This is a genomic window from Bacillus marasmi (genome assembly GCF_902168435.1).
Classification (GTDB): domain Bacteria; phylum Bacillota; class Bacilli; order Bacillales; family Cytobacillaceae; genus Bacillus_BU; species Bacillus_BU marasmi.
In genome coordinates this window covers 137852-156260 of record NZ_LR656176.1, presented here as the reverse complement: position 1 = coordinate 156260, position 18409 = coordinate 137852, and the positions used below count along the sequence as shown (strand labels likewise).

At 37.0% G+C, this 18409-nt stretch carries 15 protein-coding genes and 1 pseudogene; 10 read left to right on the top strand and 6 right to left on the bottom strand.

The genetic code is table 11. From position 1 onward, the window contains the following. Positions 1 to 211: 211 nt before the first annotated feature. The 6 genes from FXW34_RS17250 to FXW34_RS17225 all read left to right on the top strand — a co-directional run bounded on the left by FXW34_RS17250 (position 212) and on the right by FXW34_RS17225 (position 5634). Positions 212 to 1393 carry an efflux RND transporter periplasmic adaptor subunit gene (locus FXW34_RS17250; RefSeq protein WP_147535292.1) on the top strand — a complete coding sequence of 394 codons (1182 nt, stop codon included), beginning with the start codon at positions 212 to 214 and terminating at the stop codon, positions 1391 to 1393. Continuing rightward, positions 1386 to 2069 (top strand): ABC transporter ATP-binding protein, encoded by a 684-nt coding sequence (locus FXW34_RS17245; RefSeq protein ID WP_147535291.1) that lies wholly within the window; start codon positions 1386 to 1388, stop codon positions 2067 to 2069. Before FXW34_RS17250 ends, FXW34_RS17245 begins: the two co-directional genes overlap by 8 nt. Beyond that, on the top strand, positions 2066 to 3265 hold the full coding sequence (locus FXW34_RS17240; protein WP_147535290.1) for an ABC transporter permease: 1200 nt from the start codon (positions 2066 to 2068) through the stop codon (positions 3263 to 3265). Before FXW34_RS17245 ends, FXW34_RS17240 begins: the two co-directional genes overlap by 4 nt. Positions 3266 to 3290: 25 nt before the next feature. After that, positions 3291 to 3965, top strand: a complete 675-nt coding sequence (yknW, locus tag FXW34_RS17235) for a YknW family membrane protein (protein WP_147535289.1) — start codon at positions 3291 to 3293, stop codon at positions 3963 to 3965. 151 nt (positions 3966 to 4116) lie between these two features. Next, on the top strand, positions 4117 to 4734 hold the full coding sequence (locus FXW34_RS17230; protein ID WP_147535288.1) for a YitT family protein: 618 nt from the start codon (positions 4117 to 4119) through the stop codon (positions 4732 to 4734). 141 nt (positions 4735 to 4875) lie between these two features. Then, a complete protein-coding gene (locus tag FXW34_RS17225) occupies positions 4876 to 5634 on the top strand; it encodes a DUF2642 domain-containing protein (RefSeq protein WP_147535287.1) in 759 nt (252 codons plus the stop codon). A gap of 81 nt (positions 5635 to 5715) precedes the next feature. On the opposite strand, the gene FXW34_RS23040 is transcribed toward FXW34_RS17225, so the two are convergent. After that, positions 5716 to 5862 carry a hypothetical protein gene (locus FXW34_RS23040; protein ID WP_187119006.1) on the bottom strand — a complete coding sequence of 49 codons (147 nt, stop codon included), beginning with the start codon at positions 5860 to 5862 and terminating at the stop codon, positions 5716 to 5718. A 237-nt stretch (positions 5863 to 6099) separates the two neighbouring features. Between FXW34_RS23040 and FXW34_RS17220 the strand changes: the two genes are divergently transcribed. Further along, the gene (locus tag FXW34_RS17220; RefSeq protein WP_246141142.1) at positions 6100 to 8640 is read left to right on the top strand and encodes a bifunctional diguanylate cyclase/phosphodiesterase; all 2541 of its coding nucleotides are present in this window, start codon (positions 6100 to 6102) and stop codon (positions 8638 to 8640) included. A 101-nt stretch (positions 8641 to 8741) separates the two neighbouring features. Continuing rightward, positions 8742 to 9527, top strand: a complete 786-nt coding sequence (locus tag FXW34_RS17215; RefSeq protein WP_147535285.1) for a DUF6591 domain-containing protein — start codon at positions 8742 to 8744, stop codon at positions 9525 to 9527. Between the two features lie 119 nt (positions 9528 to 9646). Here FXW34_RS17215 and FXW34_RS17210 read toward each other — a convergent pair whose 3' ends face one another. Then, positions 9647 to 10540 (bottom strand): TetR/AcrR family transcriptional regulator, encoded by an 894-nt coding sequence (locus FXW34_RS17210; protein ID WP_147535284.1) that lies wholly within the window; start codon positions 10538 to 10540, stop codon positions 9647 to 9649. A 183-nt stretch (positions 10541 to 10723) separates the two neighbouring features. On the opposite strand from FXW34_RS17210, the gene FXW34_RS17205 reads away from it, so the two are divergent. Next, positions 10724 to 12262 carry a DHA2 family efflux MFS transporter permease subunit gene (locus FXW34_RS17205; RefSeq protein WP_147535283.1) on the top strand — a complete coding sequence of 513 codons (1539 nt, stop codon included), beginning with the start codon at positions 10724 to 10726 and terminating at the stop codon, positions 12260 to 12262. 130 nt (positions 12263 to 12392) lie between these two features. Further along, positions 12393 to 13775 carry an MATE family efflux transporter gene (locus tag FXW34_RS17200; RefSeq protein ID WP_147535282.1) on the top strand — a complete coding sequence of 461 codons (1383 nt, stop codon included), beginning with the start codon at positions 12393 to 12395 and terminating at the stop codon, positions 13773 to 13775. A 174-nt stretch (positions 13776 to 13949) separates the two neighbouring features. Here the strand turns inward: FXW34_RS17200 and proB are convergent. The 4 genes and pseudogenes from proB to FXW34_RS17180 form a co-directional block, all read right to left on the bottom strand. Further along, positions 13950 to 14717, bottom strand: a pseudogene (gene proB, locus FXW34_RS17195) (glutamate 5-kinase); the annotation flags it as partial. 2 nt (positions 14718 to 14719) lie between these two features. Beyond that, positions 14720 to 15589 (bottom strand): pyrroline-5-carboxylate reductase, encoded by an 870-nt coding sequence (gene proC / locus FXW34_RS17190; protein WP_147535280.1) that lies wholly within the window; start codon positions 15587 to 15589, stop codon positions 14720 to 14722. Between the two features lie 278 nt (positions 15590 to 15867). Beyond that, entirely contained in the window at positions 15868 to 16407 is a 540-nt protein-coding gene (locus FXW34_RS17185; RefSeq protein ID WP_147535279.1) for a 4Fe-4S dicluster domain-containing protein, read from the bottom strand. Continuing rightward, entirely contained in the window at positions 16400 to 18409 is a 2010-nt protein-coding gene (locus tag FXW34_RS17180; RefSeq protein ID WP_147535278.1) for a molybdopterin-dependent oxidoreductase, read from the bottom strand. The genes FXW34_RS17185 and FXW34_RS17180 overlap by 8 nt, the downstream gene beginning before the upstream one ends.

Genomic DNA, 18409 nt, shown 5'->3' with positions numbered 1-18409 from the left:
ATTTAGGTCGGCCTTTTTCAGTATATATGATCATTTTCTATTGATTTTTACAGTTTCTTTACGTTTGTAATATAATGTAATATTTTGAAATTAATTGTCAAAATACATTATACTCTACCAAAAGTGTAAATTAAACCCTTTTATTGAAAAATATTAAATTTTATAATGATATAGAATTATCTAAAATTTTCCAATAAAAGGAGGGGAAATCATGGAATTGGAACACAAGCGAAATCCCAAAAAAATATGGATAATCCTTGGCGTACTTGTTTCAATTATGCTTCTTGTCGGTATCAACATTGCTGTTGCTCAAAACAGAAGTAAGGGAAGTACTGATGACCTGAAATTTTCAAAAGTAACTGAACGGGAAATCAGTAATACAAAGCTAGTGTCCGGGCGGGTTGTTCCGGGGAGTGAGGAAACGTTTTATATGGATCCAACAAGAGGAAAGCTTAAAGAAATTTTGGTACAGGAAGGCCAACAGGTTGAGCCTGGACAAAAATTATTTTCATACGATAATCCAGAGCTTTCGATTCAATTGAAACAATTTGAAATTGATAAAAAAATGGCGAATCTTCGTTATGAACAGGATAGGAGCCAAATTGCATCATTGAAAAAAGATATTGAAACAAGCAAAAACGATGGGGCAGACGATGCGATGCTTACCCAATTGGAAAAGCAACTTGCTGAAGTGGAATTTCAATTAAAAACGACTGAATTAGAGCAGGAAAAAAATAAACTTCAAGAACAGGAATTACAGCTTAAACAACAAGAATTGTTTGTTACAAGTAGCATAAAGGGAATTGTAAAAACAGTGAAAAAGGATAGTGGACAAAGTAATGCGGACTTATCAGGTCAAGGAAATCCTGTCATTCAAATAGCATCACAGGATCCATATCAGGTTCATGGAGTGTTAACGGAACTGCAGATGGCACAAATCCACCCTGAGATGCCGATTAAAATCACGTCAAAAGCACTTCAAAATCAATCATGGACAGGAAAAATAACGAACATTAGTCAATATCCAACTTCTGATAGTAGTGGATTAGCCGCTAGTGTGTCAGGACAATCCTCGCAAAATATTTCATATTATGACTTTAAGGCTTCATTGGATTCACAAGACGGGCTCTCTCCTGGTTATCATGTGACGATTGAGGTCCAACTGGATACAAAAAAAATACTAGCTGTTCCGCGAAAGAGCATTGTAGAGAAGCAAGATTCTACGTATATTTTCATAGTTGATGGTAAGAAGCTTCGGAAGCAAGCAGTTACAACTGGAATGGGAGATGGAGATTGGCTTGAAATCCTTGAGGGGGTAAAAGCAGGTGACAAGATTGTCAACAATCCGTCCGCTAAATTGAAAGACGGGATGGAAGTGAAAGATAATGATTAGTCTAAGGCACATCCATAAAACATATAAGCAAGGAACTCTTGAGGTACCAGTCCTTCATGAGATTAATACAAACATAGAGTCGGGTGAATTTGTATCGATAATGGGGCCTTCGGGTTCAGGTAAATCAACTTTAATGAACATTATCGGATGTTTAGACCGACCAACAAGCGGTGAATACATACTTGACGCGGTGAATGTTTTAGAGGCAGATGAAGCTCACCTAGCGTTAATAAGGAATAAATATATCGGCTTTGTATTTCAACATTTCCATCTTCTACCCAGATTATCAGCCGTAGAAAATGTGGAATTACCTCTTGTATATGGGGGAATAAAGAAAAGTGAAAGAAGAGCGCGGGCTCTTGAGGCACTGACGAAGGTGGGGCTGGCTGACCGTGTTGACCACCTGCCAAACCAACTTTCTGGAGGTCAAAAACAGCGGGTTGCCATTGCTCGCTCAATTGCCAATGATCCAACCTTTATTTTGGCCGATGAACCGACGGGAGCTCTTGATACGAAATCAGGAGAACAGGTTATGAATATATTTACCCAGCTAAATAAAGAAGGAACAACCATTGTCATGGTAACACATGAAGAAGAAGTTGCAGCATATTCCAAACGACGGATTGTATTGCGGGATGGTCGAATCATTGAAGATAGAAGGGGAGTATTAATTTGAGCTTATTAGATAGCATGAAAATTGCCCTTTCGTCCATTCTAGCTCATAAGCTTCGTTCCGCTTTGACAATGCTTGGTATCATTATTGGCGTAGGTTCGATTATTACAGTTGTAGCAATAGGTCAAGGTGGAGAGGCTGCATTAAAATCACAATTTGCTGGGGATGGAAATAATACGATTGAAATTGTATTTACTCCTAATACGGAGGATCCATATGCATTAATGGCTTATGAAGGTCCGACCTTTTCACAAGAAAACCTTCAACAACTGAAAAGTATTCCAGAAATCTCGCATGTAATCACGACAAATAGTACATTCGAATCGCTTTCAATGGATGAAAAGATGTCTGAAGCACAAATCTTTGGTATAACGAGCGATTACTTTGCTGTAAATTCTATTAAAATGGTTGAAGGTAGAAAGCTAGATGAGCTTGATTTTTCTCAATCCAACAATGTCATCATGATCAACCAAAAGACAGCCGAGGAGTTTTACGAGGGCCAAAAGGCAGTTGGTCAAATTTTCGAAATAAAAGGTCAGCCGTTTGAAATTATCGGTGTTTACAAAACTGCCGATAGCCTGCTAAATTTCGGGATGTCAGAAATACTATTTCCACTGACGCTCTGGCCAGTCCTATACGGTACTGACGAAATTCAGTCCGTAACATTACAGGCTAAAGATGCAAATTCGTTAGAAGTTGGTGGAGAAAAGGCTGTAAATCTTCTCAATGATTCAAAATCTCCTGATTTAAAGGGTGAGTTTGAAGTGTTTAATCTTGAAGAAATTCAAAAAAGCTTATCGAAAGTAACCAATATCATGACAATGATTATAAGTGGAATTGCCGGGATTTCCTTACTAGTTGGTGGAATAGGTGTTATGAATATCATGCTAGTTTCAGTCACAGAAAGGACCCGTGAGATTGGCATTCGTAAAGCGTTAGGTGCAACGAGAGGGAAGATACTTCTCCAATTTCTAATTGAGGCGATGATGCTTACCCTTTTGGGTGGGTTAATCGGGATAGGAATAGGAGTGGGTGGTGCCTATATCGTTTCAACTTACGCCAAATGGCCGCCGCTAGTTTCTCCGACAGTAGTCATTGGTGGAGTATTATTTTCGATGGTACTTGGAATCGTTTTTGGGTTAATTCCTGCTAATAAGGCAGCTAAGCTCAATCCAATTGACGCATTACGATATGAATAACATTACGAAACGAGGAGTGTTCATTATGCAAGCAGAGGTTAATTTAGAAGAAGTGAAAACATCGAAGAAACCTAACTTATTTGGTATGTTATTTTCACCATCATTACAGTTTGAAAGAATGAAAGTAAAAGCTCCAATTGCACTTCCCCTTATTATGATGATGATATTTGCAGGGATAACTTCTGCGCTTGTTGCTTATATCAGTTTAGGAAATCCCATTTTGCAGGAAAACGAGGAACTTGCAGAGCTCGGTATCGATATACCAGTAGGGGTCACACTTGGTATGGGAGCTGCAACTGGGGTAATTGGTGTGGCAATCGGATTTTTACTTGTTGCATTGTTTTACAAAGTGGCAATGATGATTATAGGAAATGATACGACTTTCAAAACGCTTTTCAGTCTTGTTGTGCACGTGAGTATCATTTCAACAGTAGGACTATTGTTAAACGGACTTATTGCACTTGCAATTGGTGGTTATGAACCATACTATACAAGTTTGGCACCATTGTTTGTAGACAATCAGTTAATACACACCATCGCTGTAAACTTTGATATTATTCATGTATGGTATTATGTCGTATTTGCATTAGGTTTACAGGCTGTTGCTGGGTTAAGTAAAAAACAAGCAATTACTGTTGTGATTATTGAGTTTATTATCGGAGTTGGTTTTAGTTCCATTGGAGCATTTTTTGCTATATAAAGTAGAGAAACACTCGCGGTTCATAGCTAGCGAGTGTTTTTTTATTGTTTTAGAGATACAATCCGAGCTATTTTAATCTTTCTAGGAATATATTAAACATATAATTGACTATTAAAAGTAATGTTAGATTAATAATAAAGGGAGGGTATCTATGTATGACATAAGGCTCGCCTTTTATAACAATTATAGCCGATCAGGGAATAATAATTACTTCGAGGATGGCTTGGGGATACTATTGGGTGCTACACTGGTCGCAATTTCTTTGCAATGCTTCTTAATCAAAAATCATATTATTGATGGCGGTATCGTTGGAATATCAGTGTTAATATCATCATCCTTCCCAATTCCAATTGGGATTCTATTACTCCTGTTAAATATCCCATTTCTATTGTTAGGCTATTTTTATATTGGGACAAGATTTGTGTGTATGAGTCTTTATGCAAACCTTAGTCTGGCGATAGGGACATACATCCTCGAGCCGTTTCCGCCCATAACTATCAGTCCATTAATAGCTATCGTTATAGGTGGTTTTTTGCTTGGATTTGGAGTGGGTTTGATTATCCGATATGGTGGGTCGTTAGATGGAACAGAAATTGTTGCCATTATCCTTAGTAAACGGTTACGAGTTTCAATTGGACAAATTGTCATGCTAATAAACTTCTTTATTTTTAGCAGTGCTGTGATGGTTTTTGGTTTAAAAGAAGCTCTTTATTCTTTGGCAACATTTGTTGTTGTATATCAAACGATAGATTTTTCAATTAATAAATGAGCTAGTCCTTGTTTTTAATCTGTATTTTAACAAATGGGCAAATAACGATTTCTTGATAAAATAGGCAATGCTCTTATACACTCGGCCCTACAGGCACATAACATACAAAGTATAAATGACTGTAGGGGGTAAGTGGAGGATATGCAAAAAAAGAATGTATTGTCATATATGGAAAACATGGTTGGGAAAGTATTAAAGATTTATAAAGATGGACCTGAGTCGCGAACAGGTAAATTAATGGGTGTAAACAAAGATTTAATTGAAATAAGAACAGAGGATAACCAAACCGTATATTATCAGCTTAAACATATAAAAAGTATTATTGAAAATGCGAAATTTGGAAGCAAGATGTTAGAGGAAATTGAAGAGCCTGATGGGAACAAAATGAAACCTGCTAATTTTAATCAGCTCTTAAAGCTGCTACTTCAGAAAAAAATCCACATTAACGGTGGTGGACCTTCGCACAGAGTAGGCGTAGTGATTGATGTAAAGCCAGACTTTTTAGTTTTGCAAACGGAAGAAAATGATGTCTTTTATTACCAACTTGAGCATATAAAAAGCATCTGTGCAGTTGAAGAAAATCAAGAAGAGGAAAATGAATCCTCATCAGAATCATCTTCAGAATCAAGCGAGTCTTCAGAAGGGGAGGTTGTTGATGCAACTCCGGCCAATACGAAACCGAATTATATCACTGCTTCTGATTTTGAAAATCTTTTGAAAAAAATGATTCATAACTGGGTAGTGGTTAATGGCAAAGGGCCAGAGAATACTCAAGGGATATTAGTTGATTATGCAAATGATCATATTATCTTGGTGCATCACGATGAAGTATTTAGAATTTATACGTATCATATCAAAAACATCAGTGTAGGTTTTAAGGAACCAAAGCATAAAAAATAAGTATTTTAGTTCAGAAAAACAATGTAAATCAAAACAGGGGACACCTACAAATCAAGGCGTCCCCTTCAAATTGAAGTTTTGCTATTTTGGATGTTTTGTAGAGTCGTGCAAATCAATTCTAGTCGAATCATCACTATTCAAAATGGAGCGAAGTAAAAAGAATAGTGAGCCTCCAACCATTCCAAGACAGAGAATAAATCCAATTGTCATGATCCATAAATAAGCCATGATAAATCTCCCCCTTTATTTAATACATATGCGGACACTATCAAGATAAAAACCTTATTTTGTAAGCAAGCTATGTATAAATTAGGCTTCGAAAGATAAATGGGGTAATTTTACAAATGTCATCAAAAGTACACATAATATGGAATGCTTTTGTTCTCCTTTTGAATTGGTATGCTGTAAACTAAACATAGACACACAGAATTATCATAAGACAGCATGGGGAAGAAGGTGATCGCTTTGAATCGCAGCAATTCACTTTTTTATCAATTATGGAAACAACACGGAATCATAATCATACTATCAATAGTTATTCTGTTCATCTCAATAGTGTTTCGTCAATCATTATATGGGGTGTTTGGGGAGCAAAACTATTTAACTATTCACTTAATAATGGGAATATTTATTATTACTTTTGCATTGTCAATTGCAATTCAGTCCTGGTTGGTGTTTCCACATAGTTTGTCCAGTTATCGCCTTTGGATTGGCGCATTATTTCTTGCAGTTGCTTTGTTAGAGCTTGTACATACGATAACATATAATGGAATGCCATATTTTATTTCCGAGAGCTCACCTTACAAGGCAACATGGTTATTTATGGCAACCCGGTTAACGGAAGTAATCGGGTTGTTAACCGTTATTGCTACACATGATAAGCATGTATCCGCAAAACTAAAATACATAGCCTATTGTATTGCAACCGTTTACGCTTTTGGTTGGATTGCTGTTGTATACTCTCCTACCCCGCTATTACCAGAGTTAGTAGTCGAAGGGATAGGAACTACTGCTTTAAAAAATAATCTGCAATACGTTGGCATGATAATTGAAGTACTTGTTATTTTAATTGTGATAAAACGGTTTCGCACAATGGAAGTCTTTAGCGCAATTATTATTGTTGCTTCAGTTTATTTAATTATCTCAGATTACTATTTTACCTCTTATAAATCTGTTTTTGATATTAATAACTTTATAGGTCATATTTTTCAAATTGCAGGCTATTACTTTTTACAGAGAGCAGTTTATCACACTGCCGTAGAAGAACCTTTTTTGAAACAACGAAATGCAGAAATTCTCCTAAAACAAAACGAAAAGTTTCTAAAAACAATCACTTCAAATATGGGTGAAGGTCTAGTTGTATTAGATGTAAAAGGTAACGTAACTCTTGTGAATTCGGAAGCAATTCGTTTAATCCAATGGTCACAGCAAGAACTGCTAGGTGAAAATTTTCATAAACTTGTTCACCAAAGACTTGCTGTGGATAATTACTTATTTTGTACTTACCCCAATAAACGTCGAAATCAAACTGTGGATATTTTCCAAGAACAAGATGACTATTTTAGGAGAAAAGACGGGACAACCTTTCCAGCTTCCTATGTAGTTACACCATACTATGAGAATAATCGCCTATCTGGGGTAATAATCGTTTTCCGTGATATTACGAGGCAGAAAAAAGACCAGGAAATGATTCAGTATATGGCCTTCTATGATGAGTTGACAAAATTACCTAATTTAAGATATGTAAAAGATAAAAAATTGAATGATACTCTTCAATTACATAATCATCAGTCTGCGGTAATCATTTTGGATATTGATCGTTTTAAGAAAATAAACGAAGCACTAGGTCATGCATTTGGTGATACGATTCTAAAAGTTACAGCCGAGCGATTACAGGAGCAACTTTATGGTAAAATGCTATTAGTCCGTTTAACCGGTGATGAGTTCGCTATAATCCTACCAAATATTCAAAACGAAGCAGAAATTGAAGCTGTAGTTGATTCCATCCACCAAACATTTAGAAAACCTTTAGTGGTAAATCACTTACTTGTAAACATTTCAATAAGTGCTGGTGTTGCCATTTACCCTCAAGATGGAAGAGAGATAGATGAACTGTTAAAGCATGCCAACTTAGCGCTTCGAGATGCTCAACAACAAAATGCAAAAATCATGCTTTATCAACCAACGATGGCCGGAAAGGCATACGATTATCTTCTTTTAGAAAATGATTTATATTACGCTCTGGCAAATCAAGAACTGTTTTTGGTTTATCAACCGCAAGTTAATATAGAAACAGGAAAAATTTCTGGTGTTGAAGCGTTGTTGCGTTGGAACCACCCAAAGCATGGTCTCATTCCACCCAATCAATTTATTCCAATTGCGGAGGATACGGGTATGATTATCCCGATTGGTGAGTGGGTATTACGAACATCCTGTAAGCAACTAAAGGAATGGCATAAACAGGGTATAAGTGATATTGTTATCGCGGTGAATTTATCGATACGACAATTTTATCAGCAAAATCTAGTTGAAACAGTAAAAGACATTTTAATTGAAACGGAACTTGACCCACACTTTTTAGAATTAGAGATAACAGAGTCAATGATGATGAACCGTGAGCATGCTCAAAACACCATCCATTCTTTAAAGGAGTTGGGTATTCAAATTGCCATTGATGATTTTGGTACGGGGTACTCTTCGCTTTCTTATTTAAAGCATTTACCATTTGATCGTCTTAAAATAGATCAATCCTTTGTACGTGATCTACTAAATAACGAGAAGGATACAACAATTGTCTCTACTATTATTTCAATGGCACATCATTTTAATTTGAATGTTATTGCCGAAGGGGTAGAGACACTTAAACAAAAGGATATTCTATTTGACCAAAATTGCATGTTTGTCCAAGGATATTTATTCAGTCCACCCATTCCACCAGGTGACCTAAATGAGAAGATTAGTGAAATTGAAGAGAAAATTCGTAAAAACGTCGACAAGGCAAGTTAAGGATTAAGGAACATAAAATAATATAGACATTTTAAAGCTGCTTACATAACTTGTAAGTAGCTTTTTTCATAAATATTATTTTTTGAAGGGAGAGAACTTTGATGAAAAGAAAGAACAGGTTCCTTGTAATCCTGCTGATCATTTTTGGCGCTATCATAATTGGAGGGTGTGGTCCTGAAGACATTGTTGAAAAAGCTACAGACGGAGCAGTTGATGTCGACAAGGATGGGAATATTGAAATAAAAGGTGAAGACGGTCAAGGGGAAATGAAAATTGGTGAAGCAAAATGGGATAAATCAAAAATGTACGGCCTTCCAGAACCAAAGGCAACGCTCGATAGCTACATCTCAACTGAAGAAAGCACAAGCTATACTTTTTCCGATATGAAGGAAAAGGATGCAAAAGCTTACATTAAAAAAATTAAAAAGGAAGGCTACACATTTAACTTTGTTACCATGGATGAATACCATTATACTGGAACGAATAAGGAAGGGATAATCATCAGTTTTACTTATGATAAAGAAAGCAAATCTGGGATGATTTCTGCTACAAAAGGTGAAGTGCCTCAAGGTGATAATGGTGGGACGGTTTTTGAAGGGGAGATTGCAAAGTGGGAAAGCGATAAAATTGGAGGCTTGCCTGATCCAGGCGTAGCAATCACGTCTTTTGCTTCATCAGGTGCTGAAGCAACCTATACCTTTGAAAAGTTAGATGATTATAAAGCATATGCAGAAAAGATTAAAGAACTTGGTTATACTGAAGAAGCTTCAGAAGTAGAGTCTGTAGATGGTTATTTCTACAGTGCGAAAAATAGTAGTGGGGATTCTATATTCTTCAATGTTATGTCTGATTCATGCTCTGTGGTCTTTACAAAGGCAAGTGAATGATACTTTGTTCGTGATGGTTTGTGAAAAAGGATCTTCTCAACAGCAAAATGAAAAAATGTAAGCCGCCTCATATTTTTGAGAGCGGCTTTTTTCCAATTTTAATAATTTTGGTCTTTTGCTTAAGAAAGGTAGTCCGAAATTAACTGCTCAAGCCGCTTTAATTCATCATGCCAGGTTTCTGAATCTCCCTGTTCTAGTCTTAATGAATCGAGCGTGCTTTCAATTAAGAATTTCCGAGGATTCTGGCTGCTAAGTAGTTCATCCTGAACAAAATCTAGCAATTGAGCAAGCTTCGGTATATTTTCCTCTATGCTGATTCCTTTTTTTAATTCTAAGATGGAATGATAAAGTTTCTTTTGAAAGTGTTCTTTACAATTTTTGCATTCAGGAAGCCATACTTCCAATAGGTCTGGAGGAAATAAAGGTTTTTCGTTTTGAGATACATCTTTCACCATGCATTGAATCCGTTCCACGCTGTATTTTACAACGTGGTAAATTCCTCCGTGAGCGTTTTGTTCATTTGCCATAGCAAAGTATTTTAAATTTGATGTTAACAAGCCCATAAACATGATTGCACAATCTAATAAGTGCTCACGCTGTCTTTCTCCAAATAAGTCAATGAAGCGATAATAATACCAACTAATAAACTTCAAATTACCCAAACGGATGTATTGCTTCATCTCCAAGTCATTTGACGAACTTACTTCTTTAATAAGGGAAGCAACATTATTTGCATGACAAGTATTCATTTGTAGTTCCACTTGCTTAATAAATACTTCAATATCAGTAGGGCTATGACCAATCAATAATTCGTTACGATCCTTTTCAAGCTTTTTGTAGATGGACATAAAAAGTGCGATTAATAATTCATTCTTAGAGGAAAAATAATTATAGAATGTTCCTTTTGATATTCCACTATAATCTAATATATCTTGAATTGATGTGGCTTGAAAGCCTTTATCAATAAACAATTCATGCGATTTATTGATAACGTGTTGTTTTCTGTCATTCATTTCATCACCTGTGTGGTATAGACTTAATCCATAAAGATTATTGTACAAGAATTGTTTTTTTATACAAAAATAGTGGAGTTTCTTACTTTTTCCATTGCAATAATTGAACTGGTAGTATAATATTTTATCCTGTGTGAACTGACAGTTCAATTTTATTAGAAGAAAAAGTTTAGGAGGGGTAGAATGGTTGATGCAATGAAAAAGTCAGAACGACCACCCTATGGTTTGATTGCAGTCTTAATGATTGGTGCGTTTATTGCATTTTTAAATAATACCTTATTAAATATTGCCTTGCCATCCATTATGGCAGATTTAAAGATTGAGGCTTCAACTGTTCAATGGCTTACAACGGGTTTCATGCTGGTGAATGGCGTTTTGATACCAACTACCGCTTTTTTAATCCAGAAGTACTCAGTTCGTCATTTATATTTAGCCGCGATGGGATTATTTACAATTGGAACCCTTATTTCTGGTGTTGCAGATGTGTTTCCGGTTCTACTGGCAGGACGAATGCTTCAAGCATCGGGCTCTGCGATTTTAATGCCACTGTTAATGAATGTAATGCTCGTTAGCTTTCCAATAGAAAAAAGAGGATTAGCGATGGGTGTTTTTGGATTAATATTAATGGCAGCACCAGCGATCGGCCCTACATTGTCTGGATGGATTATAGAGCATTATGATTGGAGAATGCTGTTTCATTTTGTTACTCCAATTGCCATTTTAGTGTTGTTAATCGGCTTCTTCCTACTTAAGGACAAAAAAGAGAAAGTGGATATTAAGCTTGATTTTATTTCCCTAATCCTATCAAGTGCAGGGTTTGGCGGAATTCTCTACGGCTTTAGTTCTGCTGGAACCAAGGGCTGGGATAGTCCAATTGTATATGGAACCATTATCGCAGGAGTTGTAGCTCTTGTTACATTTATTCTGCGTCAAATTAAACAGGATGACCCAATGTTGAATTTTTCAGTGTTTAAATATCCAATGTTCTCGTTAGCATCTGCCATTTCCATCGTATTAAACATGTCGATGTTTTCGGGTATGTTGCTAATTCCGATTTATGTGCAAACCATTCGGGGAATTTCACCGATGGATGCAGGGCTCATGCTACTACCTGGTGCAATATTAATGGCGTTGATGTCTCCATTAACTGGAAAACTATTTGATCAATTTGGTGGACGTATTTTGGCCATTCTGGGTCTTTCCATTACCGTGATTACGACTTACTTATTTAGTAAATTAGCACTAGATACAGGCTATTATTATTTAATGGGTTTAAATGCAGTAAGGATGCTAGGAATGTCTATGGTTATGATGCCTGTTTCGACTAATGGGCTTAATCAGTTACCAAAACGCCTATATCCGCATGGTACAGCGATGAATAATACCTTGAATCAAGTTTCAGGTGCGATTGGTACTGCATTGCTAGTGACAGTTATGACAAATCGTACAGAAACTCATGCTAAAGAAATTGGTGAAGAAATGATGCGAAATGCTCCACAAAGTGCAGATGCAGGGCAAATAACACCAGAGTTATTGGCTCAACTAAAAGAACAAATTGCCATGAAGGCGATGCTTGAAGGAATAAACGATTCCTTCTTTGTCGCAACCTTCATCGCATTAGTATCCCTCGTCCTCGCTTTCTTCATCAAACGTGCAAAACAAGCAGAAGATAAAGATATGGTGCCTGTCACCGCCCGAAATTTGTCGAAAAATAGAGCATAACATCCCTTGTGATGTTTGCTCTTTTTTTAGCTTTGTACTTTGTGTAAACCTTTTATAGAATGATGTTTTTTCTTTGATTAATCGACTATAATTATTCCTGCTATAATTATTTTTTTAGGGGAGGTCTCGTATGTATCAGACCTATACTTTGCAGGATAAACTAAAACAGTTAACATACTTGCTTATTCCGATTTTGATTACGCAGCTCGGCATGTATACAATGGTTTTTTTCAATATCATTATGACAGGACAATATGATTCAACTGAACTAGCTGGCGTGGCGATTGGTTCCTCCATCTGGAATCCAATATTCACAGGGCTTGGTGGGATTTTATTAGCCGTTTCTCCGATAGCTGCTCAGCGATTCGGAGAGAATAAGAAGCAAGGTGTCTCGTCTATTACTGCACATGGAATTTATTTATCTATAGGACTTGGTTTAATCATTATTTTTTTAGGTTACCTCTACTTAGATGCAGTTCTCGAGATGATGAAGGTAGATCATCATGTACGTCAAACAGCCAAGGAATTTTTATTAGGATTAAGCTATGGGATTATCCCTTTGTTCTTATTTAACGTATTGAGGTCGTTTATATATGCATTGGGAAAAACGCGTGTTGTGATGGTCGTCCTATTATTCTCTTTACCAATTAACTTTCTTTTTAACTACTTGCTTATTTTTGGTAATGGAGGATTTCCAGAGCTTGGTGGGGCGGGGGCTGGATATGCTACCTCAATAACCTATTGGTTATTGACCAGCATGATGATTTTGATTACGCTGAGGCAAAAGCCTTTTAAAGGGTATCGCGTTTTAGAAAGTCTAACAAAGTTCTCAGTATCAGAACTGATTGAAGTATTAAAAATAGGTGTACCAATGGGATTGGCCTTATTTTTTGAATCGGCGATTTTTGCAGTGGTGACAATCTTAATTAGTAAATTTGATATGATGACCGTTGCGGCTTATCAAGCAGCCATAAACGTCATGGTATTTATATATATGATTCCGTTAAGTATTTCAATGGCACAGACGGTATTAATTGGGTATGAAATCGGTTCAGGTAGATTAAGGGATGCGAAAGCATATGCTTGGATTGGTATTTATCTATCGCTTATTATTGCTTTTGTTGGCGGTTTAGCCGTGATATTTTTCCGTTACGAAATTGCGGGGCTATACTTGCATAATCCGAAAGTCATCGAGATTATGGTTGGATTTTTAAGCTTTGCTTTATTTTTCATGGTGGCTGATGCCCTTCAAGCCGCTGCACTTGGTGCGTTAAGAGGATATCAGGATGTGATCATTTCGTTTTTGATGACGCTTATTGGATACTGGCTGATATGTTTGCCTTTAGGTTATTTCTTAGCGCAATCGACAAAGCTTGGCGCAATTGGCTATTGGCTTGGGTTAACGGTAGGGTTGTTTGCGGTTGGGATCGTGTTAGTGGTAAGACTCCATATTATACAAAAAAAGCAACAACGTTCTAGCGGAAAAACAGAACCAATACTGGCAGTACAATGACAAAAATGGCAAAAGTGATATACCCAGAGTGGGTTACACTTTTGCCATTTTTTAAAGAAATGCGTTTGGTGCTGTTCTTAACGTACTTTTTTATATATCCTAATTGTTCATTGTTACCAGACACCGCTTCTCCTTTTTATAACTGGTAAAACTTGTAGATAAACTTTCTTTTGAAAAATAAGTACCTTTAGCATTACCATAAACTGCATCTACGATAATATTTTGGTGTTTGGCGTTTCCTAAAAATGTTGAAATCCCTGAAGCCATTGCAATTTTTACTGCTTCAATTTTCGATTTCATCCCACCAGTTCCGATGCTGGTTCCCGCGCTTCCAGCACACGCTTCGATTTCAGGCGTAATTTTCGTAACGCTTTTTAATAACAAAGCATTAGGATTTCTTGTAGGGTCTGCATTAAATAAACCATCTATGTCGGATAAAATAATTAATGAATTTGCGTTAATTAAGGTTGCGACTTTTGCCGAAAGAGTGTCATTATCTCCGAATTTTAAATCATCAATCGTCACTGTATCATTTTCATTTACAATTGGAATAATTCCTCGATCCAATAAAACATTTAAAGTATTATGAACGTTTGTCTTTCTTTCTTCATCAAGAAGGTCTGTTCTAGTAATTAATATTTGTCCAGCAACGTAGCCGTGGGATAAAAATAGTTCGGAGTATGCTTCCATTAAAAGTCCTTGACCTATTGATGCTGCTGCCTGAACCTCTGGTAATGTGTGCGGGCGTTCGAGACAGCCAAGCTTTCGATATCCGCAAGCGACAGCCCCTGAAGAAACCAGTACGACCTCGTGACCTAAATCCTTTAATATAACAATATCAGAAACAAGTTTTTCAAGCTTTTTACGGCTGATTTCCCCGTGACTGCTTGTCAACGAACTGCTACCAATTTTGATAATAACCCGCTGTTTTTCCTTTTTCAGTTTCATTTCATCACCCCTGTGCTCATGATTGCAGTTTTTTCAGTATCTTGTTTGAGCTGTTGAGTGATTTCAAGAGAGCGACTAGTTGCCATTTTAACGGCTTGAGATATAGCAATTCCTCCACCAAATGTTTCAAGTGCTTCTAATCCAGCAGCAGTTGTTCCGTTAGGGGAAGTAACACGTATTCGGAGTTCGGCGGGGGAATTTGTTGCGACTTTAACCATTTTCGCTGCACCACTGATGGTTTGAGCAATAATTTGGCGTGTTAAACTCTCTGATAATCCAGCAGATTTCCCTTCCTTTTCCATGTGTTCCATCAAGTAATAAATATAGGCTGGACCACTACCAGCTAATCCAGTGAAAATATCCATGCTTTCTTCTTGTATCTCGTAAACTTCACCTATACACTTTAAAAGTTCAATAGTAAGATTCATATTTTCGCGTGTGGTCCATGTTCCAGAGCAAATTCCTGTTGCGGATTCCCCAATCATACTTGAAGTATTGGGCATTACTCGGATGACTTGTTGTTCTGAAGGTAGATGCTGTTCCATAAATTGGGTGGAAACTCCAGCTAATACGGAAATAATCAGCTGATGATGTTGTAGTCTATCACTTATAGTAAGTAATGAGGTTTGGGCATCTTTTGGTTTCATTGCGAGGATAATGAGATCGTATTCTGTAAATTTAAGTTCGTCTTTTTTTACCCCAGTAATTTGATATCTATTTTCGAGTTGTTTTAAGCGGTCAATGTTACTTTGATTTGTAACGGTAATCTGATTTGGTGGAATTACGCCTTCCTTTACGATTCCAGAAATCATTGCTTCAGCCATTGAGCCGGCCCCTAAAAATAATATTTTTTTCTTTTGTAACATGCAATCTCTCCCAATGTGTTCGTATTGTGTTCTCGTTTTATTAACGAATATATCGTAACATGTTCTGAAATCATATCAAGGGTTATCGGGAAAGTGGGGAGTATATGACTCAATTAGTGAGCAATAATGTTCATACCCTATATTCTGTGGGGATTATCCCTTCTCATGCCCAGAAATAAGCTCTAATCCCAAAATTTGAGAATTGAATGGGTGCCTGTCACCGCCCGAAATTTGTCGAAAAAAGAGCAGCTGTCATTTGTATGATGCTGCTCTGCGGTTTATTTAATAAAATATCGTTTTCGTGGTTTTACGGGGTAAAAGACGATTGATGGTGATGTAATATGGATATCTGGGAATCCAGGTAAAGAGCGAACAACAGCTTTGTTTGAGAACTTATTTAGATTAATAAGCTTTAATGCTCCTGTGGTGCAAGCCTCGACACAAGCAGGAGGGAGGCCAGCATCCTGTCTTGGATAGCACATTTGGCATTTACTAACCTTTTTTGTTTCAGGATTAAATTGCGGTGCTTGGTAAGGACAAGCACTTACACACAAACCACAGCCAGTACATAGGTTGTCATCAATTAGGACAATTCCATCTTCGCGCTTCGTAAACGCACGTTCGGGGCAAACACGAAAACACTCTGGACTTTCACAATGATTACAGGATATGGAAAGCGCCAGTTCGAAATCAATTTGTTTTACCTTTCGCCAATTAATGTAATCAGGTGTTTGATTTTCATTTTTACAGGCAATTTCACAAGCCTTACAGTTAATACAGTCATCTGCGTTAAAGCAAAAACCCACTTGTTTAAACAAAACCCTCCCTCCATTTCCGTAGCTTTACCATACTGTCATAAAAGAAAGTACTCGAATCTGAATCGCTTTTATGCACGACTAAACGATTAATCGGATTTTTACCACCTTGGTTAGTAACAATAATATCCTTTGGTAGATAAGGGTTTATTTTTGCTACACCAACTATTGCACCATAACGATTATAGACTTCGATTTTTTGTTGATTTTCAATATTATAGGTAGTTGCTGCTTCTATGGAAATTTCTATAATCAGTTCTGTGTGTCCAGTGTTTAACCATGAAAGCGATTCAAACTGTGAATGAATTTTTAGCAAGGATTGCGGAGAGAGCAATCTGTACATATTATCAGGTTCATTATTGATCAGAGATGTTCCATCATTATTTTGTGAATTTGACGGTGAAAAAAGCTTGTATTTACGCTGTTCAGTTGATAGAATATGAATCTCTTTTTTCTTCTGAGGACCTTTAAGCAAATCCTTGTAACTCTTAATAGAGTACATCTCCATTATTTCACTCGTTAATTCACCTTCTATCCAATCAAGTGGTTCCTTTTCAGCAGGGAAGTTTGAAAAACCTTTGCGAGTATCGTTTAATTTGCGTGTTAATTCCCTAGCAATTTGCAGATCACTCTTTGCTTCATAAAATGGAGATATTGATTTTTCATTGATGGATAACCAATAATGCCAATACCCTACATTTAAATCTTCCTCTTCGAAATGACTTGCTGCCGGTAATATAATATCAGCTTGTTGCGCCGTTTTTGTCATGTATAAATCGACAACAACGATTAATTCAAGCTGGTTCATTAACTGTTCCCAGGCCTTAAGATTTTGGTCCTGGACAATCATATTTCGAGAGGCGACCCACAATAATTTCAATGGAGGGGAATCTAGCGATAATGCAGTCTCAGGATAATTACTTAAATTAATTTCGCGAGAAGAATTAATAGTAGGATGACTTGGTCCACGGTGATTGAGTAGATTTAAAGGGAAATGGTCAACATCAAAATGCATGTAATAAATTCCACCATATTGAATCGATAAATTCCCTGAGATAGCTACAAGGCTATTGATGGCACTAATGCTTTCTTTTCCCTGGAACGTTCGTTGAATTCCCAATCCATTCCAAGTACATGCCGGTTTAATTTCCTTATATAATTTGGCTAGCTCGGTAATTGCTTCATAAGGTACACCCGTTATTTCTGAGACCTCTGATAAAGTGACTTGTTCTACTAAAAAGGATTGATATTCATCCCAACCAAGGGCATCAGTTTGTAATGAGTCCTTTGTGTAATTTCCGCTTTCAACTAATAGTTTGGCAACGCCATGTGCGAGCCAAGCATCGCTACCGGGCTTAATTTGAATATAAATGTCTGCTTTTTTTGCAGTTTCAGTCAATAATGGATCGATGACAATAAACTTTGCGCCCTTTTTTCTGGCTTCGTATATAAACTTCATTTGATGGACATTGGTTACGGCAGGATTTGCTCCCCATATGACAATTAATTTTGAGTGTGCCATATCCTCCGGAACAGAACTAAAGTTATGCCCAAAGGATTGATTTATCGAGAGTTTTCCACTTAAGGAGCAAACGTTACCGACTGATTTTGTATGCGGACCAATACTGTTGAACATTCCTTCTGTAGCATAATGTAAAAGACCGATGTTTCCGGAAAATTTATTATAGCCACTAGCCAGGTTTGAACCATACCTGTCATAAAGCTCAATCATCTTCTTGGCGATAATCGTGTAGGCTTCATCCCAAGAAATTCTTGTCCAAATCCCAGAACCTCTGTTTTTTTGAATCATTGGATATCTTAGACGTTTGGAATCGTAAACAAATTGGGTGGAGGCATAGCCTTTGGCGCAAAGTTTTCCTTTGGTGTACCCATGCTTCGCGTCGCCAGTCACCTTAATGAGCTTTCCATCTTTTACATGAGACAAGATTGCGCAAGTACCGTAGCAGTTTCGAGGACATGTATTGCGGAAAATACCGTCATTCAT

Bases quoted from the DNA above. Each gene is read 5' to 3' on its own strand.
- FXW34_RS17250 (WP_147535292.1), top strand. From the start codon at position 212: ATGGAATTGGAACACAAGCGAAATCCCAAAAAAATATGGATAATCCTT.
- FXW34_RS17245 (WP_147535291.1), top strand. From the start codon at position 1,386: ATGATTAGTCTAAGGCACATCCATAAAACATATAAGCAAGGAACTCTT.
- yknW (WP_147535289.1), top strand. From the start codon at position 3,291: ATGCAAGCAGAGGTTAATTTAGAAGAAGTGAAAACATCGAAGAAACCT.
- FXW34_RS17230 (WP_147535288.1), top strand. From the start codon at position 4,117: ATGTATGACATAAGGCTCGCCTTTTATAACAATTATAGCCGATCAGGG.
- FXW34_RS17225 (WP_147535287.1), top strand. From the start codon at position 4,876: ATGCAAAAAAAGAATGTATTGTCATATATGGAAAACATGGTTGGGAAA.
- FXW34_RS23040 (WP_187119006.1), bottom strand. From the start codon at position 5,862: ATGGCTTATTTATGGATCATGACAATTGGATTTATTCTCTGTCTTGGA.
- FXW34_RS17215 (WP_147535285.1), top strand. From the start codon at position 8,742: ATGAAAAGAAAGAACAGGTTCCTTGTAATCCTGCTGATCATTTTTGGC.
- FXW34_RS17210 (WP_147535284.1), bottom strand. From the start codon at position 10,540: ATGAATGACAGAAAACAACACGTTATCAATAAATCGCATGAATTGTTT.
- FXW34_RS17205 (WP_147535283.1), top strand. From the start codon at position 10,724: ATGGTTGATGCAATGAAAAAGTCAGAACGACCACCCTATGGTTTGATT.
- FXW34_RS17200 (WP_147535282.1), top strand. From the start codon at position 12,393: ATGTATCAGACCTATACTTTGCAGGATAAACTAAAACAGTTAACATAC.
- proC (WP_147535280.1), bottom strand. From the start codon at position 15,589: ATGTTACAAAAGAAAAAAATATTATTTTTAGGGGCCGGCTCAATGGCT.
- FXW34_RS17180 (WP_147535278.1), bottom strand. From the start codon at position 18,409: ATGAATGACGGTATTTTCCGCAATACATGTCCTCGAAACTGCTACGGT.